Origin of the sequence: Pseudomonas sp. Irchel 3E19, assembly GCF_900187585.1 — a bacterium.
GTDB lineage: Bacteria > Pseudomonadota > Gammaproteobacteria > Pseudomonadales > Pseudomonadaceae > Aquipseudomonas > Aquipseudomonas baetica.
This window is the reverse complement of sequence record NZ_FYDT01000029.1, coordinates 1-20231: the sequence shown is the minus strand read 5'-3', so window position 1 is coordinate 20231 and position 20231 is coordinate 1. Positions and strand designations below refer to the sequence as shown.

The window sequence follows — 20231 nt, the reverse complement described above, 5'->3', positions numbered from 1 at the left end:
GGCTTTTAAAAACAAGATCAAAAGATCGCAGCCTGCGGCAGCTCCTACAGGGGTGATATATCAGGCCGCCGTCGAGGTCGCAGCCTCCTGCGGCGAATACATCCAGCGCATCAACGAATGCCGCCCGCTGATCCCCAACTTGATCGCCGCCCGCTTGAGATAGCTCTCCACCGTATTGACCTTCAACTGCAAATGCCCGGCCAGTTCCGGTGCCGTGCGCCCGGCGAGCAGGCCGATGCACACTTCGGTTTCGCGATTCGACAGGCTCAGCCCCAATTGCTGCAAGCGTTCGGTAAAGCGCATTCGCAGGGTTTCCAGCCCTGTGCCTTCGCGAGGCTCGGCCGGGCTTTCTGCACCAGGGCTGGCCGGTTGGAGGGCATCGATGTGCTTTTCCACCATCGGCAACAACACCGGGGAGATGTCCTGCAACAGGCTGCGTTCCTGTGCGGAAAAACGTTGCGAATGGCCGTTGCGGTACACCGAGATCACATAGCGATAACCGTCCTTGCGCCGGGTCAGGTGCAGTTGCGAGGCATCGGCAGTAGTCGATGATTCTGCGTTCGGCAGATTGTCGGCCGTCGCGACACTGCGGTCGGAATACACCGTTTCGGCCAGCAGTGCCGGGTCTTGCATCGGCTCGTGCTCACTGCGATTGACCGAGCGGCCGACCGGTTCGAGGCGCACCTGCCGGATGTGCGTGGCGTCGACCGCCAGTTGGGTGAGGATCAGGTCATGCAGCATGCGCGGGAAATGCCGGCTGCCGGTGCTCGCGATAACCTTGCCGATGTGCGGGAACAGATATGAATTCATCTACGTCATCCATGAATTTACTTGGGTATAAAGCTATTGCGGCGTCGTCGACGGTGTCCTTGAACGACGAAAAATCGCAGCATTGGATCCTATGCTAGTACAACGTTTGAGCGACCGTTTAATGAAGGCGTTATTAACTCATAACCGAATGGCTTCGCCTGCCGTTTCAGCCGTCACGCCAGGCAACGATATGACGAGGATCGCAGGGACGCTCGGGGTGGGGTCGGAATCAACATTCATGAGCGCTGGATTGTCCTGTATCAGTTGACGGTGAAACGCTTTTCAGCCGATTTATCCCTCACCGGAGTACCCGTAATCTGTGCCCATCTTGAACGCAAACGAACTTCCACAACTATAAAGGGATGCACAGATGAACACTCCAACCTACAACCGCCTCAACAAAGACGACGCCGTGGTTCTGCTGGTCGACCACCAGACCGGTCTGATTTCTCTGGTGCAGGACTTCTCGCCGAACGAGTTCAAGAACAATGTGCTGGCGCTGGCCGATCTGGCCAAGTTCTTCGAACTGCCGACCATCCTCACCACCAGTTTCGAACAAGGCCCGAACGGCCCGCTGGTGCCGGAGTTGAAAGAGATGTTCCCGGATGCGCCGTACATCGCTCGCCCAGGCCAGATCAACGCCTGGGACAACGAAGACTTCGTCAATGCAATCAAGGCGACCGGTCGCAAGCAGATCATCATTGCCGGTGTGGTGACGGATGTCTGCGTAGCGTTCCCGACCCTGTCGGCGCTGGCGGAAGGCTTTGATGTGTTCGTGGTGACCGATGCTTCCGGCACCTTCAACACCACCGTGCAACAAGCCGCATGGAATCGCATGACCCAGGCCGGCGCACAGATGATGAACTGGTTCTCGGTTGCCTGTGAGCTGCACCGCGACTGGCGCAACGACATTGAAGGCTTGGGCAACTTGCTGTCGCAGCGCATCCCGAACTACCGCAACTTGATGAATGGCTATGCGGCGCTCACGGCTCAGCAAAAATAAGCCGAAGCCGCCAATCGAAAAGCCTGCCCTGAAAAGCAGGCTTTTGTTCGTTGACGTCGGAATTTACATTCTGCGCAGATTTATCGGGAGTATGGGCTATTCGAGAGGCATCGCACGATACGTTTTATAAAGCTGCTGAACCTCTGGATCGTCCAGACTCTCGTAAGTGATGCCTTCTTTATCCAGTCCATCCAACCCCTTTATGCCGCCAATCATTTCCGGCCATTCGTCGCGGCTAAAGATATCGGTGATGAAAGGTTTCAGGTAACTATCCAGATGGCCTTGAAAAGGATCTCTGATTTCGTCGCTGAGTGCCCGCAAATAGTCATCCTTGCTCGTCTTTGACCAGTTGATAGCGAATTTGGTCCGAAAGCACAGTTCCATGTAAACGAGCAGGATGGTGCGGCCATTACCATCGAGAAAAGGGTGCGCAGATGCCAGTTGTCCCATCACCTCGCCAGGACGGGTCCGGAAGCGTTTTTGATTTGCCGCCAGTTCAAGGGCATATTCGATGGACCTTTTGATAAGTTCGGGACGCTCAAATATCGTGTGATGCGGGTCATCCTTCGTGCCCTTGAAAACTGCCAAATGGGGGACCAGTTCATTTCTGTCTTTCCCTGCCCAAGGGTAAAAACCGGAGAAAAGGATTTCGTGTGTTTTGAGGACGGCGTTGTAGTCGATTGGCTTTTTCTTGGCGAGATAGGCAAGAGCGTCGTCGATGCTGGCTTCGAAGGCGAGGTGCTCCGATTCCTTTACTTCAATGGGGTCTTTGAGTTTGAGCGAGTTTTGAAGATAGCCTTCAGTTTCAAAATCGCCGAAAGGGTCGAAAGTCATGCGCTGATCTGCTTTTCGCAACGCCTCTTTTCCTGCAGATAGCGGCCTTGCAGAGCCATGATTTCTGTCTTGCTCAGAACACCTTTTCTTTTGAGGTTGACGAGCAGTTGCTCAATGCTATCCAGTTCCACGGCATCACCGGCCAAGCGCGTAATCGTAGCGGCCATACGGCTTAGGCTGTCGCGCTCGGCGGTAATCTCATTTTCTTTGGCGAGTTGGCGAACTTCAGTCGCAACGCTGCCAGTGGCTGATCTGGTCATTGGGAACCCCTTATGTTCTCTTTCAGAGCATAGCATGGCGTCATTTTCGTAAGCATTGTGGCGGCCGGTCGCAAGCAGATCATTATCGCCGATCTAGTAACGGTTTGTGCGTAGCGTTTCGCGCTGCAATACGCTGCGATCTGTTGATCTTGGTTTTATCAAGATCAACAGATCGCAGCCTCGTTTTACTCGACAGTGCCTACAGGGTTTTGTGAGTGACGCTCCCTTTCACGCAACGTTTCCGGTACCCCCACCCAAAGCAGGATTACCGCCAGAGCCGCAATCGCGGCCAATGTCAGAAACGCGGCGCTGTAGCCAGCCCCTTGCACGACAAACCCGGCGAGGCCATTGCTTAGCGCCGCGCCCAGGCCGAACACGGTGGTCAGTGCGCCGAGGCTGATGTTGAAATGCCCGGTGCCGTGGGTGAGGTCTTTGACCATTACAGGGAACAACGCGCCGAACAGACCCGCGCCAACGCCATCGAGCATTTGCACCGCGACCAGCCAATACGGATCGTCGGACAACGTGTAGAGCACGCCGCGTATCGGCAGGATCACAAAGCCTGCCAGCAGCAGTGGCTTGCGTCCCCACACGTCGGCTTTGGCGCCGACCAGTAACGCCGCCGGAACCATGACCAGTTGAGCCGCAACGATGCAGGCGGAGGTCAGCGGTGTGGCCATCTGCAAATTGGTTTGCGCGAGTTTCTGACTCACCAATGGCAGCATCGCCGCGTTCGCCAGGTGAAACAGCGCGCAGCACACGGCAAACAGCAGCAGCGATTTGTTGGTCAGCAGCACGGAAAACCCGGAAGGCTGGCCGTGGCCTGCGTTCGCCGGTTCGAGGCCGCGGGCCAGTTCATGGTCGATGGCTTGTGCCGACACGAAGTTGATGGCGATGACGCTGGCCAGCGCCATGGCCGCCATCAAATAGAACACCGCGACGGGGCCGAACAGATAAGCGAACAGGCCGGCAAGCAGTGCGGCGCAGGCATTGCCGGCATGGTTGAAGGTTTCATTGCGCCCGGTTCGTCGCGTGAACGCCCGTGGTCCCGTCATGCCCAGGGTGATGGCGGAAATGGCCGGGGCGAAGATCGAAGCCGCTGCAGCGCTCAGGGCCTGGGTCAGCGCTACGAGGCTGAAGGAGGTCACGAAGGGCAACGCGAGGCAACTTCCCGTCACCAGCAGCGCTGCGATCGCAATCAATGCGCGTTTGGCTCGGGTACTGTCGACCAGCGCGCCGGCGGGCGTCTGGGTGATGAGCGCCGCGACCCCGGCAATCGTCATCACTACGCCGATGCTGGCCGGGTCCCAGTGATGCACCGCCAACAGGTAAATCGCCAGATAGGGCCCGAGGCCGTCGCGCACATCCGCGAGGAAAAAATTGAGGCTGTCCAGCGACAGGTTATTGCGGCGATCCAGATGATTGCTCACGGCAGCCTCATTCCAGTTTGGCGGACATCAAGTTGCTCACGCGGGTAATCAGGGTATCGACGGCAAACGGCTTGGTCAGCACTTGCATTCCGGGCCCCAGTTGGCCGCTGCCGATCACGGCGTTTTCGGCATAGCCGGTGATGAACAGGGTTTTTAATCTCGGCCTGATCTGTTTGCCCGCATCGGCCATCTGCCGCCCGTTCATGCCGCCGGGCAAACCGACATCGGTGATGAGCAAGTCGATGTGGGCGCTGGAGCGTAACGCTTCGAGCCCTTCGATGCTGTCGGCCGCTTCCAGCAGGTTGTAGCCGAGTTCGCTGAGCACGTCTTTGAGTAGCATCCGCACCGTCGGTTCGTCGTCGACAATCAGGATGGTTTCACCTGTTTTGGCCAGCGGCGTTGTAGTGCTGCCCATAGGATCCTGCTGTTGTAGAGCATGGCCGCGATACCTAGGGAGGTAGATGCACATCTCTGTGCCTTGGCCCACTTGCGAATGCACCCGCACCTGACCGCCAGATTGCTTGGTGAACCCGTAGATCATCGACAGCCCCAGCCCCGTGCCTTGGCCGAGCGGCTTGGTGGTGAAAAACGGGTCGAATGCCTTGGCGATGACATCAGCGCTCATGCCGGTGCCGGTGTCCGTGACACACAGGCAAAGGTATTCGCCAGCGGGCATATCCAGGGCGCGGGCTGATTCGCTCTCAATCGAACGATTGGCGGTTTCCACCGTGATGCGTCCGCCATCGGGCATCGCATCGCGGGCGTTGATGCACAGATTCAGCAGGGCGTTTTCCAGTTGGCTGGCGTCCACGAGCGCGTTCCAGAGGCCGGGTGCAGCCACCGTATTCAAACGAATGCTCGGGCCGACGGTGCGCTGGATCAACTCGGTCATTCCGACGATCAGGCTGTTTACGTCAGTCGGCCGTGGGTCGAGGGTCTGGCGACGGGAGAAGGCCAGCAGGCGATGCGTCAGGGCCGCCGCACGTTTGGTCGCGCCTTGCGCGGTCACCATGTACTTGTCGACATCCTTGAAACGGCCTTGAGCAATGCGCTTGTGCATCAGTTCCAGGGCGGCCGAGATGCCGGCCAGAAGATTGTTGAAATCATGGGCCAGGCCTCCGGTCAGTTGGCCGACCGCTTCCATTTTCTGTGACTGGCGCAGTTTCTCTTCGGCCTGCATGAGATCGGCCGTGCGTGCCAATACCCGCTGCTCCAGAGTGTCGTTGAGTGCACGTAACGCGGCGTTGGCGCGGTCGCGTTCCTCCTCGACATTGCGCCGGTGCTCAACATCGATGAGCACGCCGGGAAAGCGCAGCGGGGTACCGTCAGTTGCGCATTCGACGCGTCCGTTGGCCTCGATCCAGTTGTATTTTCCATCCGCGCGGCGAACCCGGTATTGATGCGAATAGGCGCCACCGCGGGCAATTGCTTCATTGATTGCACAGGTGAGTCCATCCCGGTCTTCGGGGTGTACGGACATCACCACTTGTTCCAGGCTCAGGCCATGGCGGCCCAGCTTGGGGTCAAGGTCAAAAATCTTCGCAAAGGATTCGTCCACGGTGAAGCGATCGGTCGGCAGATCCCAGTGCCAGGTGCCAATAATGGCGCCGGCCGCGAGGGCGAGTTGCACGCGCTCGACGTTTTCCCGCGCGACCGCCTCGCTGATACGCAGCCGCTCCTCGGCATCCCGGCGGGCGGTGACGTCGCTGAAGAAGATCGCGATCTGTCGGTCGGCAGGATCGCCGACCCGCACCGCACGCACATCGAACCAGCGCTCAAAGGTATTGGCGTAGTTTTCGAAGTTTGCCGGCTCGCCGGTCTTGGCCACGTGGCCATAGGTCTCGAACCAGAAACGCTCAAGGTTAGGCGCAAACTCGGTGACCCATTTGCCCCGCAAGTTGACGCCGCACTGACGTTCGAACGCCGGATTGGCCTCGACGAAGTAGTAATCCACGGGGCGATCGTCGGCGTCGAATTTGACTTTGACGATGGCGAATGCGGCCTCGATGGTTTCCAGAATGGTACTGAAGCGCGCCTCGCTATTGGCGAGCGCCACTCGACTGGCGGCAAGCTGTGCGGCCATATCCGGGGTTGCAGCCGCGCCACTCTCCAGAGCCAGGCGCAGGCGCATCACCTCTGCCTCAAGCTCCTCGCGGGTAAGATGCTTCAGAATTTCCACCAATCGAGCCTTCTTGATTGTTGTTTGAGTTCATTCAACTCGGTTCAATCGAACACCGGGAATCCTCACATTGACACGCCGCCTGACGGTTAAGTTGCACCCGTAGTGGCGCAGACGCGCCGTTTTATAACGACTCGCCGTTATCCAGTGTGGCAAGCAACTTTTGGCCTCGTTGCCAAAGTGCCTGTTGTTTGGCTTCAGGCATGCGATCGAGATTTTTGTACATCATCCCCATGCGCTGGTTGCTGCGCAGAAGATCGCCATGGCGCATCAGGAAATGCCAGTACAGCGCATTGAAAGGGCAGGCGTTGTCAGCGGTGCTTTCGCTGACCTTGTAAGCACAATCGCGACAGTAGTCAGACATCCGGTTGATGTACTGGCCGCTGGCGCAGTAAGGCTTGGAACCGAGATAGCCACCATCGGCGTGCATGACCATCCCCAGGGTGTTGGGCAACTCCACCCAATCGAAGGCATCCATGTAAATGGCCAGATACCATTCGCAGATCTGGCTCGGTGCAATGCCGGCGAGCAAGGCAAAGTTCCCCGTCACCATCAACCGCTGGATATGGTGAGCATAGGCGTGTTTCAGGCTTTGCCCGATCGTCTGACGCATGCAGTTCATCTGCGTTTCGCCCGTCCAGTAGAACTCCGGTAAGGGCCGTTGGTTACCGAATGAATTGCCTTGGGCATAGTCAGGCATCTTCAGCCAGTAAACTCCGCGCACGTATTCGCGCCAGCCGATCAATTGCCGAATGAATCCCTCGGCGGCATTGAGCGCAATACCGCCTGACCAGTAAGCCGACTCCACGTCACTGCACAACTGGCGCAAATCCAGCAGACCGATATTGAGCGCCGCGCTGATCCGCGCATGGAACAGAAAGGGTTCATCGCTGGCCATGGCGTCCTGGTAATCGCCGAACCCGGCCAGGCCATAATCGAGGAAGTAATGCCACAGCGATTGAGCGTCGGCATGGGTCACGGGATAGTTGAAGTCATCCAGAGAACCGTAGTGTTGGCTGAAGCGTTCCTTGACCAGTGCGAGGACTTCGAGGGTGATGGCGTCGTTGGCGAAACCAGTCGGATAGGGGGCTTTCACCCCTTTGGGCAAGGCTTTGCGGTTTTCGGCATCAAAGTTCCAGGCGCCGCCGACCGGCGTGCCGTCGCCATTGATCAACAGGCCGCTCTTGCGGCGCATCTCGCGGTAGAAGTACTCCATGCGCAGCTGTTTTTTACCCGACGCCCACGTGCTGAATTCGCTGCGACTGCACAGAAAACGCGTATCGGCATGCCAATGAATGGCTAGCTCACAGTCCTGCAGAGACTGCTCCAGGCGCCAGTCGCCGCATTCAGTTACGTGCAGTTCTTCCGGTTGCAGGCGTGTCTGCCAGCGACCTAATTCGCCTGGCACTGATCCGCTATTGAGCGGGTCATCAAGCGTGACGTACTCCACACGCATGCCTCGGGCTTGCAGCGCCTTGGCAAAGTGACGCATGGCACTGAAGATCAGGGCGATCTTTTGCGGGTGATGAGGCACATGGCTGGCTTCCTCCATCACCTCGACCATAAGCACCGCATCCTGTTCGGGGTCGAGCCCCTGCAGTGAAGCCAGGTCAAACGACAGCTGATCACCGAGGATCAGGCACAAGCGATTGACCTTGCTCATTGGCAACATTCCGGCAGCGTGCGGTTCATCAAGTTGCTGTCAGCGAAAAAGGCAGCCGCAACTCTTCGACCGGGCCTGAATCCCGACCGCACATTTCGTCGTGGACACATTGCTGCACCAACACGCAGGGAAATGCCGGAACGGTTTGCAGCAAGTCCCGCAGATGACTGATTGAACGCAGGCGCATGGGTTTGGCGGCATCGTCGAGCAAGGTGAACTGGCCGTCATCCATGCGGATGCGCGCCAGATAAAAACCACCTTCCAGCGACAGCAGTTCCAGTTCACGTATTTCGCTGTTGGCGGCGCGTTCGGTGAGCGTTTGCAGATTCATCGATAACTCCTTGCCTACCAGGGTAGGCGTTCTCCGTCGTAGGCAAAGAAATGGCCGCTGTCGGCTGGCGTCAGCCGGTCGATCAGGGTCAAGAGTTCATGGCTGGCAACGCTGGCGGGGCGGGCCGCCGATGCACCGCGAAAAGGTTGCGACAGCGCCGAAACGACCGTGCCAGGATGCAGGCTCAGCAAGCGGCTGTGCGGGCGAGTGCGGGCCAGTTCGATGGCCGCGGTTTTGATCAGCATGTTCAGCGCAGCCTTGGAGGCGCGATAGGTGTACCAGCCGCCCAAGATTATCGCCGATGCTGCCGACCTTGGCCGAGAGCATCGCCATCGCACCTTGGGGATCGAGCAGTGGCAGGAAGTGGCGCAAGACCATCGCCGGCCCCAGCGTGTTCACTTGAAAGACGGCCTGGAGCGCTGCGTCTTCCAGCGCGCTGTAGCTTTTTTCCGGTTTGATCGCGTCGCGGTGGAGCAGGCCGGCGGCGTGCACGATCAACTGATACGGCGCTTCTGTCGCCAATTCGGCGGCGGCGCTGGCGATCGTCTCCGGGTGTTCGAGATCAAGTGCGGGAATTGTTTTACGCCCCAGCTCGCGAACTGCTGCGCACCGAGGGTCCTGCTTCAGCCAGTCACAGAATGCCGTGCCGAGCGCACCGCTGGCGCCGATCACCAAGGCGCGGTAGCCGTCGCCCAGGGAGTTCATGCTGAGCGAATCAGTCATTGATTGTCTCCCGCACTCTGGCGACGGAAGAACAAGGTCACCTGGCCGATCTCGACACCGAACTTGGACATGGTGGTGCGGTTGATCAAGGTGTCCTCGTCCATCAGGTACATCCAGTCGTCCATGCTCACCTCATAAACGGAGCCATCGACCGGCAGGCTCAGGATGTAGCGCCAACGCAAGGCGTTGCCGGCCACTTGACCTTCTGCCTCGCCGACCACATCGCCAGCGCGACCGCGCCATTTGCCCGCACCCTCCGGGGTCAGGGTCCAGACGCGGCGTTCGCGAGTGCCATCGCTGTAGAGGAAACGCTCGTCGAGAATCAGGTTATTGCCCTCGCGGCGACTCTCGATGTTGACCTCGAAGCGCTTGACGACTTCGCCAGAGCGTTTTTGAAACATTCCCCAGGCTTTCACCGGTTTGCTGAAGAACTTCTCCAGGTTGAAGGCTGGTTGCTGGTCGGCATAGTGGCCGACATCGACGCTGCCACAGCTCGAAAGGCTGAGTACCAGAGCCAGTAAAACCAAAAAACGGGTCATTGTTTTTACTCCCTGAATACACAGGTCAAGGTGGAGGACATTCCATAAAATTGCTTGTACAGCTATCTATGCTTGTACAGGTTTACCGGCGTATTTGACTCGACAAACCCGCAACGAAATCAACCTCATCGGCTGATCAGTTGGAGAAACTCCTGACGCGTGCAGGAGGACTCTCGAAAGGCGCCGAGCATGACCGATGACGTCATGATCGAATTCTGCTTTTCCACACCGCGCATCATCATGCACATGTGCCTGGCTTCAATGACCACGGCCACACCGGCGGCATCGGTAATTTGCTGGATCGCGTCGGCGATCTGTCTGGTCAGGTTTTCCTGGATCTGCAAACGGCGCGCGAACATGTCGACCACCCGGGCCACTTTCGACAGCCCCAACACCCGGCCAGTGGGGATGTAGGCCACATGGGCCTTGCCGATGAAGGGCAGCATGTGGTGTTCGCACAATGAATAAAGTTCGATGTCGCGAACGATGACCATTTCATCGTTCTGTGACTCGAACAACGCGCCATTGATGATGCCTTCCAGGTTCATCGTGTAGCCGTCGCACAGGAACTGCATGGCTTTGGCGGCACGCTTGGGCGTGTCCCGCAGTCCTTCGCGGTCGGGGTTTTCACCGACGCCGAGAAGAATTTCACGGTACTGATTGGCTAATGATTGAGTCATTCGGATTTCTCGCGGCGTTGCGACAGGACAGGAGTGCGACAACAGTTGTGGCTGGCGTGACAACGACGGCTGCCGTCAGGGTTGGCGCAACTGCTTGATTTCTCGCGCAGCGAGCGGGCATTCACCGTCAAAATAAAGCGTCAGCGGCCACGGCTCTGAGTTATACATTGCGGCATGCCTTGTATAGGTTTTTAATAAAGATAGGCCGAAATAATCGAGCTGACAATGGCGCGTCTTTCTTTTTGTGAAGATGGGAAGGCGTTACATCCAGTCGCCTCTCAGAACGGGAGACGGATTGGACGACGTAAAGCAGTGCTCCCGCAGGAGCGGGAGCACTTTGTCGAGATCTTTGCGTCAGGCGGGGTAAGCAGGGTAATCCACATAACCCTCGGCATTGCCGCCATACACCGTGGCCGGGTTCAGTGCGTTCAGCGGCCAGTCATTGGCGATTCGCGCGGGCAGGTCCGGGTTGGCCATGAACGGTCGTCCGAAGGCGACAAAGTCAGCGAGGCCAGAATCGAGCAACTGCGCGCCAGACTCGGCGTTGTAGCGCCCGGCGTAAATGATCGCGCCGCTGAAGGTGGCGCGCACCGCCTGGCGAAATGACTTTGGCATCGCGGGCGCATTCTCCCAGTCAGCTTCGGCAATCGACAGATAGGCAATGCCCACCTCTTCCAGCACTTTGATCGCTTCGATGTAAGTAGTGTGCGGATCTTCCTCGACCATGCCCAGGTAAGTCCGCGCTTCATCGGTGGTGCTGAACAGCGGCGCGAAACGCACGCCGACTTTTTCCTTGCCGATGCACTCGGCGACACCGGCTACCACTTCGCGCAGAAAACGCAGGCGGTTGTGCAGCGAACCACCGTACTGATCGGTGCGCAGGTTGCTGTGGGCGGAAATGAACTGGTTCACCAGGTAGCCATTGGCGCAGTGCAGTTCGATGCCGTCGAATCCGGCCTCCATCGCATTGCGCGCAGCCTGGATATACAGCTGAACGAGTGCCTGAACCTCATCGGTGCTCAGTGCGCGAGGAGCGGACGGCGGTACCAGTTCGCCGGTGCCAGGTGCGGTTTCGATGAACACGCTGACTCGATCAGTGGCCACGGCGGAAGCCGACACCGGCGCTGCGCCGTCAGGTTGCAGCGCGGTGTGGGACACACGGCCGACGTGCCAGAGCTGGGCGAAGATCACGCCGTCGACGGCATGCACGGCCTTGGTGACTTTGCGCCATCCGGCAATTTGCTCGGGCGTGTGAATGCCCGGTGTCCACGCATAACCCTGGCCACGGGGTTCGATCTGCGTGCCTTCGGTGACGAGCAAACCGGCGCCGGCCCGCTGCTGGTAATACTCGGCCATCAGCTCATTGGCAATGTTGCCCGGTTGAGTACTGCGCTGGCGGGTGAGGGGCGGCAGGACGATGCGGTTTTTCAGGGTGTGCAGACCCAGTTTGGCGGGATTGAAGTAAACGCTGTTGTTCATGGATGACCTTGTGACGGTTTATTAGACCAGTCGACTATTAATCGGGTTAAAAAGAACGCCGTGTGACACGTACACGGCGTTCGGGCGGCTCTTTATGAGCAGAGCAGGGCGGCTGGCATCAGCCGAGCATTTTCAACAGTTTCTCGGCAACGGCGGCGGAGCTGGCCGGGTTCTGGCCGGTAACGAGTTGCCCATCGGCCACCACATGCACCTGCCAGTCAGCGACTTTGGAGTAACGGCCACCGAGGCGCTGGAACTCGTCTTCGATCAGGAAAGGCACCACATCCGTCAGGCCGACAGCCGCTTCTTCGGAATTGGTGAAACCGGTGACTTCGCGACCCTGAACCAGCGGCTTGCCGTCTGCCTTGACGACGTGACGCAACACGCCCGGCGCATGGCAGACAAAACCGTGGGGCTTGTTGGCGCGGTCGAAGGCTTCGATCAACGCGATCGACTGCTGGTCTTCGGCCAGATCCCACAGTGGGCCGTGGCCACCTGGGTAGAACACGGCATCGAAATCGTCTGCGTTGACATCCGCCAGGCGACCGGTGTTGGCCAGCGCCTGTTGCGCCGCCGGGTCATTGCGAAAGCGATCGGTTTCGGCGGTCTGCGCGTCGGGCTCGTCGCTTTTCGGATCCAGCGGCGGCTGGCCACCGGCCGGGGACACCAGCGTGACGTCGGCACCGGCGTCCTTGAAGGCGAAGTAGGGGGCGGCGAACTCTTCCAGCCAGAAACCGGTTTTCTTGCCGGTGCTGCCGAGTTGATCGTGCGAAGTCAGAACCATCAAGATTTTCATAGAGCACCCTGGGGTTGATCGGGTGGCGTCGCTGCGCAACGGATTTGCGCAGTGGCGACACCGGAAGATGAGTTGTCGGAGCGCAGCATAGAGTCCAATTAGACCAGTCGTCTAGTAATTTTTTATCCGAAGCTTTTTCAGTGACAGGTGTGGCAAACTTGCGTTCCTTTGAAATATACGACTGGTCTATTGTCTGGTACTTTGCGCCCCATGAAACCGACCTACGACGATACCCGCCAACACTTGCTCGACACCGGCCACCGGATGATGGCCGAGAAGGGCTTCACCAGTGTCGGCCTCAATGAAATCCTGCAAACCGCCGGCGTGCCCAAGGGCTCGTTCTATCACTACTTCAAGTCCAAGGAGCTTTACGGCCAGGCCTTGCTCGAGGATTACTTTGTCGGTTATCTGGCTGACATGGAGCGGCGTCTGACGTTGCCCGGGCTGACGGCTTATGAGCGGCTGATGAATTACTGGCAGGGCTGGCAGAACCGTTGCACCCTTGAAGGGCATGGCGATGAGTGTCTGGTGGTGAAACTCAGCGCCGAAGTGGCCGACCTGTCCGAGTCCATGCGCCTCACCTTGCGTGATGGCGCCGAACGAGTGGTGGCTCGCATCACCTTGTGCATCGAGCAGGGCCAGGCTGAACAGAGTCTGCCTGCGGGGGACGCGCGGCACTTGGCGGAAACCCTGTATCAGCTGTGGCTGGGTGCCAGCTTGTTGAACAAGCTGCAACGCACGGGGCAGTCGCTCAATACGTCGATGGCGACCACTCGGCAACTGCTGGCTGTCTGATGTTCAGGTTGATCCGCCGAAGACCAACATCCGGCGGATAGATGTGGCAAAAAGGCCTCAGAACTGCGGCGTGTACTTCACGCTGAACATCACATTGCGCGGGTCGCCGAAGTTGTTGTTGCCGTTGAGCTGGTTGTAGGCAGCGGTGTAGTAGCGCTTGTCGAACAGGTTGTTGGCGTTCACTGCCAGACCGATTTCCTTGCTCAACTGGTAACCGAGCCGCGCACTCCACACGGTGTAACCGGCGACGTCGTAGGTGTGTTCATAACCCAGCGTATGGCTTTGGGTGGTGAAACCCAGGCCGGTGCTGACACGCTCCCAGTCGCCGCTGAACTGGTAGGCACCCCAGACCCGCAGCATGTGTTTCGGCGTCCAGGTACTGAAGACTTTGCCCTCGTTATCGGGATCATCCAGGTACTTGGTAGTGTTGTAGGTATAGCCGGCAAACAGTTGCAGATTGGTCAGGACTTCGCCGCTGATCTCGGCTTCGATCCCCTGGCTGCGGACTTTGCCGGCCGGCGAGGAGCAATACCAGCCGTCGCAGATCATCCCTGACGCGAGGTCGTTGACGGCACGGTTCTCCTGGTCATAGCGGAACAGCGCCAACGACGTGTTGACCCGGCCATCCATCAATTCGCCCTTGAGGCCGACCTCGTAGTTGCTGCCCACCACCGGTTTGAGCGTCTGGCCACTGGCGTCGCGGTTGGTTTGCGGTTCGAACACATCGGTGTAGCTGGCATACACCGCCCATTCGCGGCTCAGGTCGTAAATGATGCCGGCGTAGGGCGTGACGACACCGGTTTCCTTGGCGGTGCTATCCGGGAAGGGCGTAACGACGTCGCTGAAAGCCACTTGGGCCGCGGACTGGTAGTTGTAGTCATACCAGCTCACCCGCGAGCCAAGCACCAGGGTCAACGGTTCGATCGGTTTGACTCGCCAACTGCCATACAGACCTTTTTGGCTGATCTCGTATTTGCTCGGCGTGGCACGGCCGCCCGGCGTATTGAGCAAGCCTTCGTAGCTGATTTGCTGACGGTCGTGGTCGATGCCGAAGATCGTGTCGGTGGCATTGTTGTTGAAGGTTCGGGCGATTTTATCGTCGGAGGTGTACTTGGCGTAATTGCCGCCCAGCATGACTTCGTGCTCCATCGACAAGGCTTCGAAGTGGCCGGTGATGTTGGTATCCAGACCGAGCTTGGTCGCGTCGAAATCGGTCACGAAGTCGGCGTATTGAATACCACTGCCATCGGGCTTGATTCCGTCGCCACTGGTTTGCAGCCGCTGACTTTTGCCTTTGTTGGTTTCACTCATGCGCACGGCGCCGGCCTTGAACGCCCAGTCGTCGTTGAAGCGGTGCTCCAGATCGGTATAAAGCGTGGTGACGTCGATGTCCAAATGGTTCCAGCGTGCGCCCCCGTAGGTGGAACGCGGCACATTCAGCGGTTTGCCGTCGGTGTAGCGCGGCAGGCCGCGGATCATCGGTCGCGACTCGCCGTCGGAGTGGCTGACCGCCACGCCCAGCGTGGTGTCGTCGCTCAGGTCGAAATCCAGTGCGCCGTACAGCGAGTGAGTCTTGCTCCATTCGTAATCGACGAACGACTGGCTCTGGTCTTCGTCGGCGACGAAACGCCCACGCACCGTGCCGGTGGCATTCAGTGGCCCACCGGCATCCAGTTGCAAACCATAGTGATCCCAAGAGCCGGCCTTGCCAGTGATGGTCACGGTCGGGGCGTTCTGGCCGCGTTTGCGCACCAGGTTGACCGCGCCGCCGGGGCTGCCGGCGCCTTGCAGCAGGCCGGATGCGCCGCGCAGCACTTCCAGACGATCGAAGAAGATCAGGTCCTGGGTCGCCCAGTTGCCCAGCGCGTAGGTGTTGCGCGGGATCGGCACGCCGTCGTACTGCCAGTCGTCAATCTGAAATCCACGTGAGGTGAGGATCATGCCTTTGCCGACGCCCTGGACGCCGACCAGACCGGTGGTCTTGTTGGCGGCGTCTTTGAGGTCGGTGAGACCCTGATCATCCATTTGCTTGCGGGTCATTACAGTGACCGACTGCGGGATTTCCTTGAGCGTGTGCGTGCCTTTGCCGATGGTCACAGCCCGTGCGGCATAGGAACCGGAACCTTCAGTGGTGGCATCGAAGCTGCGCTCAACGATGTTGGTGGCTCCCAGTTGCAGCACCGCGTTGCTGGCGCTGGCCGGCTCGACGCTGAAGTTGCCTTGCCCCGTGACGCGTAGCTGCAAACCACTGCCCGACAGCGCCTTTTGCAGCGCTTGTTCGGCCGGCATCTGGCCGATCACCGCCGGTGCCTGTTTGCCCTGTACCAGCGATGGTTCCAGCGAAATGATTTGCCCGCTCTGGCCGGCAATCGCATTGAGCGTATTGGCGAGGGGGCCAGCCGGCAGGTTGAAGCTCAGGTCTTGCGCCAGTGCTGAGCTCGCCAGCGTTGTCAGAGCAACGGCGACGGAAAGGGTACGGGGCCACGTGTTGAGCACAACAATCTCCTGTTTTTATGAAAGTGTCAGGAGATAGGAGGGATGAGAAATGAAAACCGGACACAAACAAGAACGATTTTCAAAAAAACTTTTCATCCCTCACTTTTTACTGATCAAGGTCAGCCACGGGCTGTAGCGATTGACGCGAATCGGCAGGGTTTCGGCCAGCGCGCTCAAGGTGCGATCGGCGTCATCCAGCGGGAACACGCCCTGAACACGCAAGCTCCGAACCTCGGGGGCCACGCGCACGAAGCCGCGACTGTAAGGGCGCAGCGCATCGACCACGCGCTCCAGTGATTCATCCAGCACATTCAACTTTCCGTTCAACCAGTCGGCGCGCCGGCGTTCGTCGTCGCTGGCAAAAGTGATCGTGCGCGAGGTAAGGACGACCGCCTGACCTTCACGAACCACTTGCGTGGTGTCATCGAACAAGCGCGCCTGGACCGAATGCTGCAACACCACGAGGCGGCTGGCGTCCGGTTCCTGGGAGACCAGAAAACGTGTGCCCAGTGCTCGCATTTCGCCTTCGGCAGTACGCACGATCAGCGGGCGGCGCGAGTCAGGCGCGACATCGATCACCAATTCGCCGTGACGCAGGATGACCACGCGTTGTGCATCATCGAAACGCAAATCCACCGCGCTGTCGGCGTTCAGGCTCAGGCGGCTGCCATCGGCCAGATTGAACGTCTGCCGCTGGCCGCGCCGGGTGTGCAGATCAGCCAGCAGCGTTTCACCCAAGCGGGTTTTGCTACCCAGAAACAGACTGCCACCCAGCAGACCGAGGCCTGCAATCACCCGCAAGGCGTCGCGGCGCGAAGCCTGTGGCTGCAATAACACCTGACGAGCCTCACCCGCCTGACCGGGCAAGCGTCGATCCAGCGCGCGAACCGTGTTGAACGAGCCGCCGAGGCGCTCCTGCAAGGTTTCCCACGCCTGGCTGTGCGCCCGATCCTTGGCCAGCCAGGCGTCGAAGCGCTGTTGCAATGCAGCGTCGGGCGTGCCGGCGCGAAGCTTGACCATCCAGTCGATGGCCTGTTCGCTGACCGGGTCCAGGCGTGGCGGGCTCATGGCGCCACTTCGCACAAATAACACTGGCGCAAGGCCTGTTTCATGTAGCGACTGACGGTGCGTTCCGACAGCCCCAGTTTCTGCGCAATCGCCACGTAGCTCAGCCCATCCAGCTGGCTGTAGAGGAACGTGGCCTTGACGATCAACGGCAAGCCGTCGATGGCGCGGTCGATGGCCACCAGCGCTTCGATCAATTGCAGTTGTTCTTCAGGGGAGGGCGCCAATGCTTCGGGCAGGGCCGACAGACGCTCAAGATAAGCCAGTTCCAGCTTGCGCCGGCGATGGCGGTCGAAGATCAATCGGCGCGCAATGGTCGACAGATAAGCGCGGGGTTGCTCGATGCTGTCGGGGTCGACACGCGTCGCCAGCAACTGGCAAAACGTATCGGCGGCGGTGTCTTCGGCGTCCGCGTGATTGCGCACCTGCCGGTTGATGTGCTGCAGCAGCCATCGATGATGATCGCTGAAAAAGAATCCCAGCTTGCTGGACGAAGAAGGGTGCACTGGTGGGCTTTCCAGATGTTAGTGAGAATCTCTCTCAATACTACCTGCGTGGCCAGAGCCAGTGCAATCGCTCTCTGGTGTCCGGCGTATTTGTTGCTAAAGCGCCGCCCATTGATCCCGGTATTGCAGGAGGAAATCGACGAAGGCCCGTACGTGTTGCGGCACATAGCGACCGTGCGGGTAGAGCAAGGTGTAAGGCCTTGAGCGACCGCCATAGGGCTGAAGCACCTCGACGAGGCGGCCGTCCGCCAGTTCCTGTTCGACAATGAATCGGTAGGTCTGAAACAGCCCCGCACCATGTTTGGCCAGCGTGACGCCGCCGAGCACATCGTCTGAGCAGGCGTAACCACCGTTGGAAAACACCTCACGATCCTGACCCTTTTCCTGAAACAGCCAGGAGATCCGTCGCCCGCTGCTGGGCAGTTCGAACTGGATGCACTCATGCTGATCCAGGTCTTCGAGCGTCAGCGGCGTACCCGCCTTGTGCAGATAGTCCGGGGAGGCAACCACCACCAGTTGCGCGTCCTCCAGCAGGCGCGCAATCATCGTCGAGTCTGGTTGTGCCCGGACGCGGATCGCCAGATCGTAGCCCTCCGCGACGAAGTCGATGTTGCGATTACCCAAGTGAATATCCACGGTCACTTCGGGATACAGCGCGCGAAACTTCGGCAGCAGCGGCAGGATGCGGTGATGCCCGTAAGTGGTCGGAAGGCTGATGCGCAACCGCCCTGACGCGGTGGTCTGCGCGCCCATGACTTGCTGTTGGGCTTCGACCAATTGCGTCAGCGCCTGGCTGCACTGGACGAAAAAGTTTCGACCTGCATCGGTCAAGCGGATGCTGCGCGTGGTTCTGGTAAACAGCCGAGAGCCTAACCGTTGTTCCAGACGCAAAATCGACCGACTCACCGCTGCCGGCGTCACCCCGGCAAGCTGCGCGGCCGCGGTGAAGCTACCCGCTTCAGCGGCGAGGCAAAACAGTTCGATACTGCCCAATTGCAAGTCATCAAAGTGGCGTTTCATAAGGGAGGACACCGAGTCTCAACAGACATTTCATCCCGGTGTTTACTACATGAAACGGCGCCGCCGGTATACACCGACGGCGCCGTTTCCTTGTTGCAGGGACAATAGCGCAATCAATGCCCCGCGCTCTGACCGCCATCGACGTGCAGAATCTCACCGGTCACGAAATTCGCACTGTCCAGATAGAGGATCGCTTGCACGATGTCATCGATCTCACCCATATGGCCAACCGGGTGCAGGCTGCCGAGCGCTGCGTGAGTCTCCACGCCATGCATCGGCGTCTTGATGATGCCGGGCGACACGGCGTTGACCCGAATGCCGCGCTTGGCGTACTCGATGGCCAGCGATTTGGTTGCCGCGTTGATGCCGCCCTTGGTCAGCGAGGCCAGCACCGACGGTACGCCGTCGATGGCATGATCCACCAGGCTGGTGGTCACGCTGACAATGTGGCCGCTGCTGTGCTTTTCCATTTCGGCAATCGCCCGTTGCGAGATGTGGAAGAAGCCGCTCATGTTGGTGGCCACGACCTGGGCGTAATCTTCTTTGCTGTAAGCGGTAAACGGCTTCGCGACAAAGATGCCCGCATTGTTGACCAGCGTGTCGATCCGACCGAAGCGGGCGACGGCTTCGCGGATAACACGCTCGGCGGTTTCAGGATCAGCGATGTCGCCAGCCACGGTCAGGATATCCGGGTCGGTAGACGGTTTGATGGAGCGGGAAGTGGCGACCACTTGATAACCGCGATCACGGAAACCCTTGACCAGGCCAGCGCCGATGCCTTGCGATGCGCCGGTAATCACTACGACTTTATTGGACGTGCTCATGATGATTCCTCATGTAATCGAAATGAATTGAGTGAACAGATTTTCGAACGCCAGACGTGGGCGATAACGGTGCTGCCTGACGGAACGGCTGGCGTTAATCGATGCGGGTTTTGCGGTACTCCGTGGTGGTCATGCCGGCATAACCCCAGTTGTCCGTGTCGACTTCTTCGATGACGATGTGCGTGAGTTGCGGATCCTTGTTCAGCACCCTTTGCATTGTTTCGGTGATTTCCTTGATCACCTGGGCTTTCTGCTCCCGAGTGACGCCATCACGGGTTATGCGTACGCTGATGAAAGGCATTGGGATATCTCCAGTCGCAGGCCTGTCGGGATGATGGGCTGCTGTTGGAGAGAACTTTAAGAAGTGGCTGACGATTGATAAATAGGGCTTGAGGTACTTCATTTGTGATGCGGTGTATCAAATGGGAGTATTCGGCGAAGTGCGCAAGAAGTTGCGCAGTGCCCTCGGTGTTTTTATCAGTCAAAATCGTTGCAGGCCTTGTGATGCGTGGCTTCCAGCCAAGTGCGCAACTTCTTGCACAGTACTGCGCAAGAAGTTGCGCACTTTTCGTGGTTTGACGTGGTTGAATTTTGGCGATCGCGGCAGACGTTTGTTTAACACTTTGATGGGAAAGGGCTTTTGAGAGTCTGGCACGGAGTTTGATACCTGAGAGAGTGTCAGATTTTTTGTGTGCGGGCTGGTAATGGCCTGCCGTTAGGCAGGCCTTCATTTCACCAGTTTGACCTGATGAATCGATCTCCGTACAAAATCGCAAACTGATTCATAGCGTTTTTCCA

At 58.8% G+C, this 20231-nt stretch carries 19 protein-coding genes and 2 pseudogenes; 2 read left to right on the top strand and 19 right to left on the bottom strand.

The window, feature by feature from the left end:
• Nucleotides 1-60: 60 nt before the first annotated feature.
• Nucleotides 61-810, bottom strand: a complete 750-nt coding sequence (locus CKW18_RS18520) for a LuxR C-terminal-related transcriptional regulator (protein WP_095190128.1) — start codon at nt 808-810, stop codon at nt 61-63.
• Between the two features lie 370 nt (nt 811-1180).
• On the opposite strand from CKW18_RS18520, the gene ycaC reads away from it, so the two are divergent.
• Nucleotides 1181-1813, top strand: a complete 633-nt coding sequence (gene ycaC, locus CKW18_RS18515) for an isochorismate family cysteine hydrolase YcaC (RefSeq protein ID WP_095190127.1) — start codon at nt 1181-1183, stop codon at nt 1811-1813.
• A gap of 96 nt (nt 1814-1909) precedes the next feature.
• Here ycaC and CKW18_RS18510 read toward each other — a convergent pair whose 3' ends face one another.
• From CKW18_RS18510 to CKW18_RS18455, 12 genes and pseudogenes are all read right to left on the bottom strand, one after another.
• Complete coding sequence (locus CKW18_RS18510; protein ID WP_095190126.1) at nt 1910-2647, bottom strand: Fic family protein; 738 nt, start codon at nt 2645-2647, stop codon at nt 1910-1912.
• Nucleotides 2644-2907, bottom strand: a complete 264-nt coding sequence (locus CKW18_RS18505) for a hypothetical protein (protein ID WP_095190125.1) — start codon at nt 2905-2907, stop codon at nt 2644-2646. The genes CKW18_RS18510 and CKW18_RS18505 overlap by 4 nt, the downstream gene beginning before the upstream one ends.
• Nucleotides 2908-3092: 185 nt before the next feature.
• Entirely contained in the window at nt 3093-4337 is a 1245-nt protein-coding gene (locus tag CKW18_RS18500; protein WP_095190124.1) for an MFS transporter, read from the bottom strand.
• Between the two features lie 7 nt (nt 4338-4344).
• Entirely contained in the window at nt 4345-6516 is a 2172-nt protein-coding gene (locus CKW18_RS18495; protein WP_095190155.1) for a hybrid sensor histidine kinase/response regulator, read from the bottom strand.
• Between the two features lie 124 nt (nt 6517-6640).
• On the bottom strand, nt 6641-8179 hold the full coding sequence (locus CKW18_RS18490; protein ID WP_095190123.1) for a cryptochrome/photolyase family protein: 1539 nt from the start codon (nt 8177-8179) through the stop codon (nt 6641-6643).
• 28 nt (nt 8180-8207) lie between these two features.
• The gene (locus tag CKW18_RS18485) at nt 8208-8510 is read right to left on the bottom strand and encodes a DUF6482 family protein (RefSeq protein ID WP_095190122.1); all 303 of its coding nucleotides are present in this window, start codon (nt 8508-8510) and stop codon (nt 8208-8210) included.
• Nucleotides 8511-8524: 14 nt separating this feature from the next.
• A pseudogene (locus CKW18_RS18480) lies at nt 8525-9233 on the bottom strand (SDR family oxidoreductase).
• Nucleotides 9230-9772, bottom strand: coding sequence for a DUF3833 domain-containing protein (locus tag CKW18_RS18475; protein ID WP_095190121.1), 543 nt, complete (start codon nt 9770-9772; stop codon nt 9230-9232). The pseudogene CKW18_RS18480 and the gene CKW18_RS18475 overlap by 4 nt, the downstream one beginning before the upstream one ends.
• Nucleotides 9773-9897: 125 nt before the next feature.
• Nucleotides 9898-10452, bottom strand: coding sequence for a GTP cyclohydrolase I FolE (gene folE, locus CKW18_RS18470; protein ID WP_095190120.1), 555 nt, complete (start codon nt 10450-10452; stop codon nt 9898-9900).
• Between the two features lie 84 nt (nt 10453-10536).
• Nucleotides 10537-10620, bottom strand: a pseudogene (locus tag CKW18_RS31085) (DUF393 domain-containing protein); the annotation flags it as partial.
• 186 nt (nt 10621-10806) lie between these two features.
• Nucleotides 10807-11931: an alkene reductase gene (locus tag CKW18_RS18460; protein WP_095190119.1), complete on the bottom strand. Its 1125-nt coding sequence runs from the start codon at nt 11929-11931 to the stop codon at nt 10807-10809.
• 118 nt (nt 11932-12049) lie between these two features.
• Nucleotides 12050-12727 carry a type 1 glutamine amidotransferase domain-containing protein gene (locus CKW18_RS18455; protein ID WP_095190118.1) on the bottom strand — a complete coding sequence of 226 codons (678 nt, stop codon included), beginning with the start codon at nt 12725-12727 and terminating at the stop codon, nt 12050-12052.
• A 210-nt stretch (nt 12728-12937) separates the two neighbouring features.
• Here CKW18_RS18455 and CKW18_RS18450 point away from each other — a divergent pair, with 210 nt between their 5' ends.
• The gene (locus CKW18_RS18450; RefSeq protein WP_095190117.1) at nt 12938-13522 is read left to right on the top strand and encodes a TetR/AcrR family transcriptional regulator; all 585 of its coding nucleotides are present in this window, start codon (nt 12938-12940) and stop codon (nt 13520-13522) included.
• 57 nt (nt 13523-13579) lie between these two features.
• On the opposite strand, the gene CKW18_RS18445 is transcribed toward CKW18_RS18450, so the two are convergent.
• From CKW18_RS18445 to CKW18_RS18420, 6 genes are all read right to left on the bottom strand, one after another.
• The gene (locus CKW18_RS18445; RefSeq protein WP_095190116.1) at nt 13580-16018 is read right to left on the bottom strand and encodes a TonB-dependent receptor; all 2439 of its coding nucleotides are present in this window, start codon (nt 16016-16018) and stop codon (nt 13580-13582) included.
• Between the two features lie 99 nt (nt 16019-16117).
• Nucleotides 16118-17086, bottom strand: coding sequence for a FecR domain-containing protein (locus CKW18_RS18440; protein ID WP_095190115.1), 969 nt, complete (start codon nt 17084-17086; stop codon nt 16118-16120).
• Nucleotides 17083-17589: a sigma-70 family RNA polymerase sigma factor gene (locus tag CKW18_RS18435; protein WP_095190114.1), complete on the bottom strand. Its 507-nt coding sequence runs from the start codon at nt 17587-17589 to the stop codon at nt 17083-17085. Before CKW18_RS18435 ends, CKW18_RS18440 begins: the two co-directional genes overlap by 4 nt.
• Nucleotides 17590-17685: 96 nt before the next feature.
• On the bottom strand, nt 17686-18609 hold the full coding sequence (locus tag CKW18_RS18430; protein ID WP_095190113.1) for a LysR family transcriptional regulator: 924 nt from the start codon (nt 18607-18609) through the stop codon (nt 17686-17688).
• Nucleotides 18610-18722: 113 nt separating this feature from the next.
• Nucleotides 18723-19433: an SDR family NAD(P)-dependent oxidoreductase gene (locus CKW18_RS18425; protein ID WP_095190112.1), complete on the bottom strand. Its 711-nt coding sequence runs from the start codon at nt 19431-19433 to the stop codon at nt 18723-18725.
• A 94-nt stretch (nt 19434-19527) separates the two neighbouring features.
• The gene (locus tag CKW18_RS18420; protein WP_095190111.1) at nt 19528-19734 is read right to left on the bottom strand and encodes a 4-oxalocrotonate tautomerase family protein; all 207 of its coding nucleotides are present in this window, start codon (nt 19732-19734) and stop codon (nt 19528-19530) included.
• Nucleotides 19735-20231 lie beyond the last annotated feature (497 nt).

Excerpts from the sequence above, each read along its gene's own strand:
- CKW18_RS18520 (WP_095190128.1), bottom strand. The coding sequence starts at position 810 with ATGAATTCATATCTGTTCCCGCACATCGGCAAGGTTATCGCGAGCACC.
- ycaC (WP_095190127.1), top strand. The coding sequence starts at position 1,181 with ATGAACACTCCAACCTACAACCGCCTCAACAAAGACGACGCCGTGGTT.
- CKW18_RS18510 (WP_095190126.1), bottom strand. The coding sequence starts at position 2,647 with ATGACTTTCGACCCTTTCGGCGATTTTGAAACTGAAGGCTATCTTCAA.
- CKW18_RS18505 (WP_095190125.1), bottom strand. The coding sequence starts at position 2,907 with ATGACCAGATCAGCCACTGGCAGCGTTGCGACTGAAGTTCGCCAACTC.
- CKW18_RS18490 (WP_095190123.1), bottom strand. The coding sequence starts at position 8,179 with ATGAGCAAGGTCAATCGCTTGTGCCTGATCCTCGGTGATCAGCTGTCG.
- CKW18_RS18485 (WP_095190122.1), bottom strand. The coding sequence starts at position 8,510 with ATGAATCTGCAAACGCTCACCGAACGCGCCGCCAACAGCGAAATACGT.
- CKW18_RS18475 (WP_095190121.1), bottom strand. The coding sequence starts at position 9,772 with ATGACCCGTTTTTTGGTTTTACTGGCTCTGGTACTCAGCCTTTCGAGC.
- folE (WP_095190120.1), bottom strand. The coding sequence starts at position 10,452 with ATGACTCAATCATTAGCCAATCAGTACCGTGAAATTCTTCTCGGCGTC.
- CKW18_RS18460 (WP_095190119.1), bottom strand. The coding sequence starts at position 11,931 with ATGAACAACAGCGTTTACTTCAATCCCGCCAAACTGGGTCTGCACACC.
- CKW18_RS18455 (WP_095190118.1), bottom strand. The coding sequence starts at position 12,727 with ATGAAAATCTTGATGGTTCTGACTTCGCACGATCAACTCGGCAGCACC.
- CKW18_RS18450 (WP_095190117.1), top strand. The coding sequence starts at position 12,938 with ATGAAACCGACCTACGACGATACCCGCCAACACTTGCTCGACACCGGC.
- CKW18_RS18440 (WP_095190115.1), bottom strand. The coding sequence starts at position 17,086 with ATGAGCCCGCCACGCCTGGACCCGGTCAGCGAACAGGCCATCGACTGG.
- CKW18_RS18430 (WP_095190113.1), bottom strand. The coding sequence starts at position 18,609 with ATGAAACGCCACTTTGATGACTTGCAATTGGGCAGTATCGAACTGTTT.
- CKW18_RS18425 (WP_095190112.1), bottom strand. The coding sequence starts at position 19,433 with ATGAGCACGTCCAATAAAGTCGTAGTGATTACCGGCGCATCGCAAGGC.
- CKW18_RS18420 (WP_095190111.1), bottom strand. The coding sequence starts at position 19,734 with ATGCCTTTCATCAGCGTACGCATAACCCGTGATGGCGTCACTCGGGAG.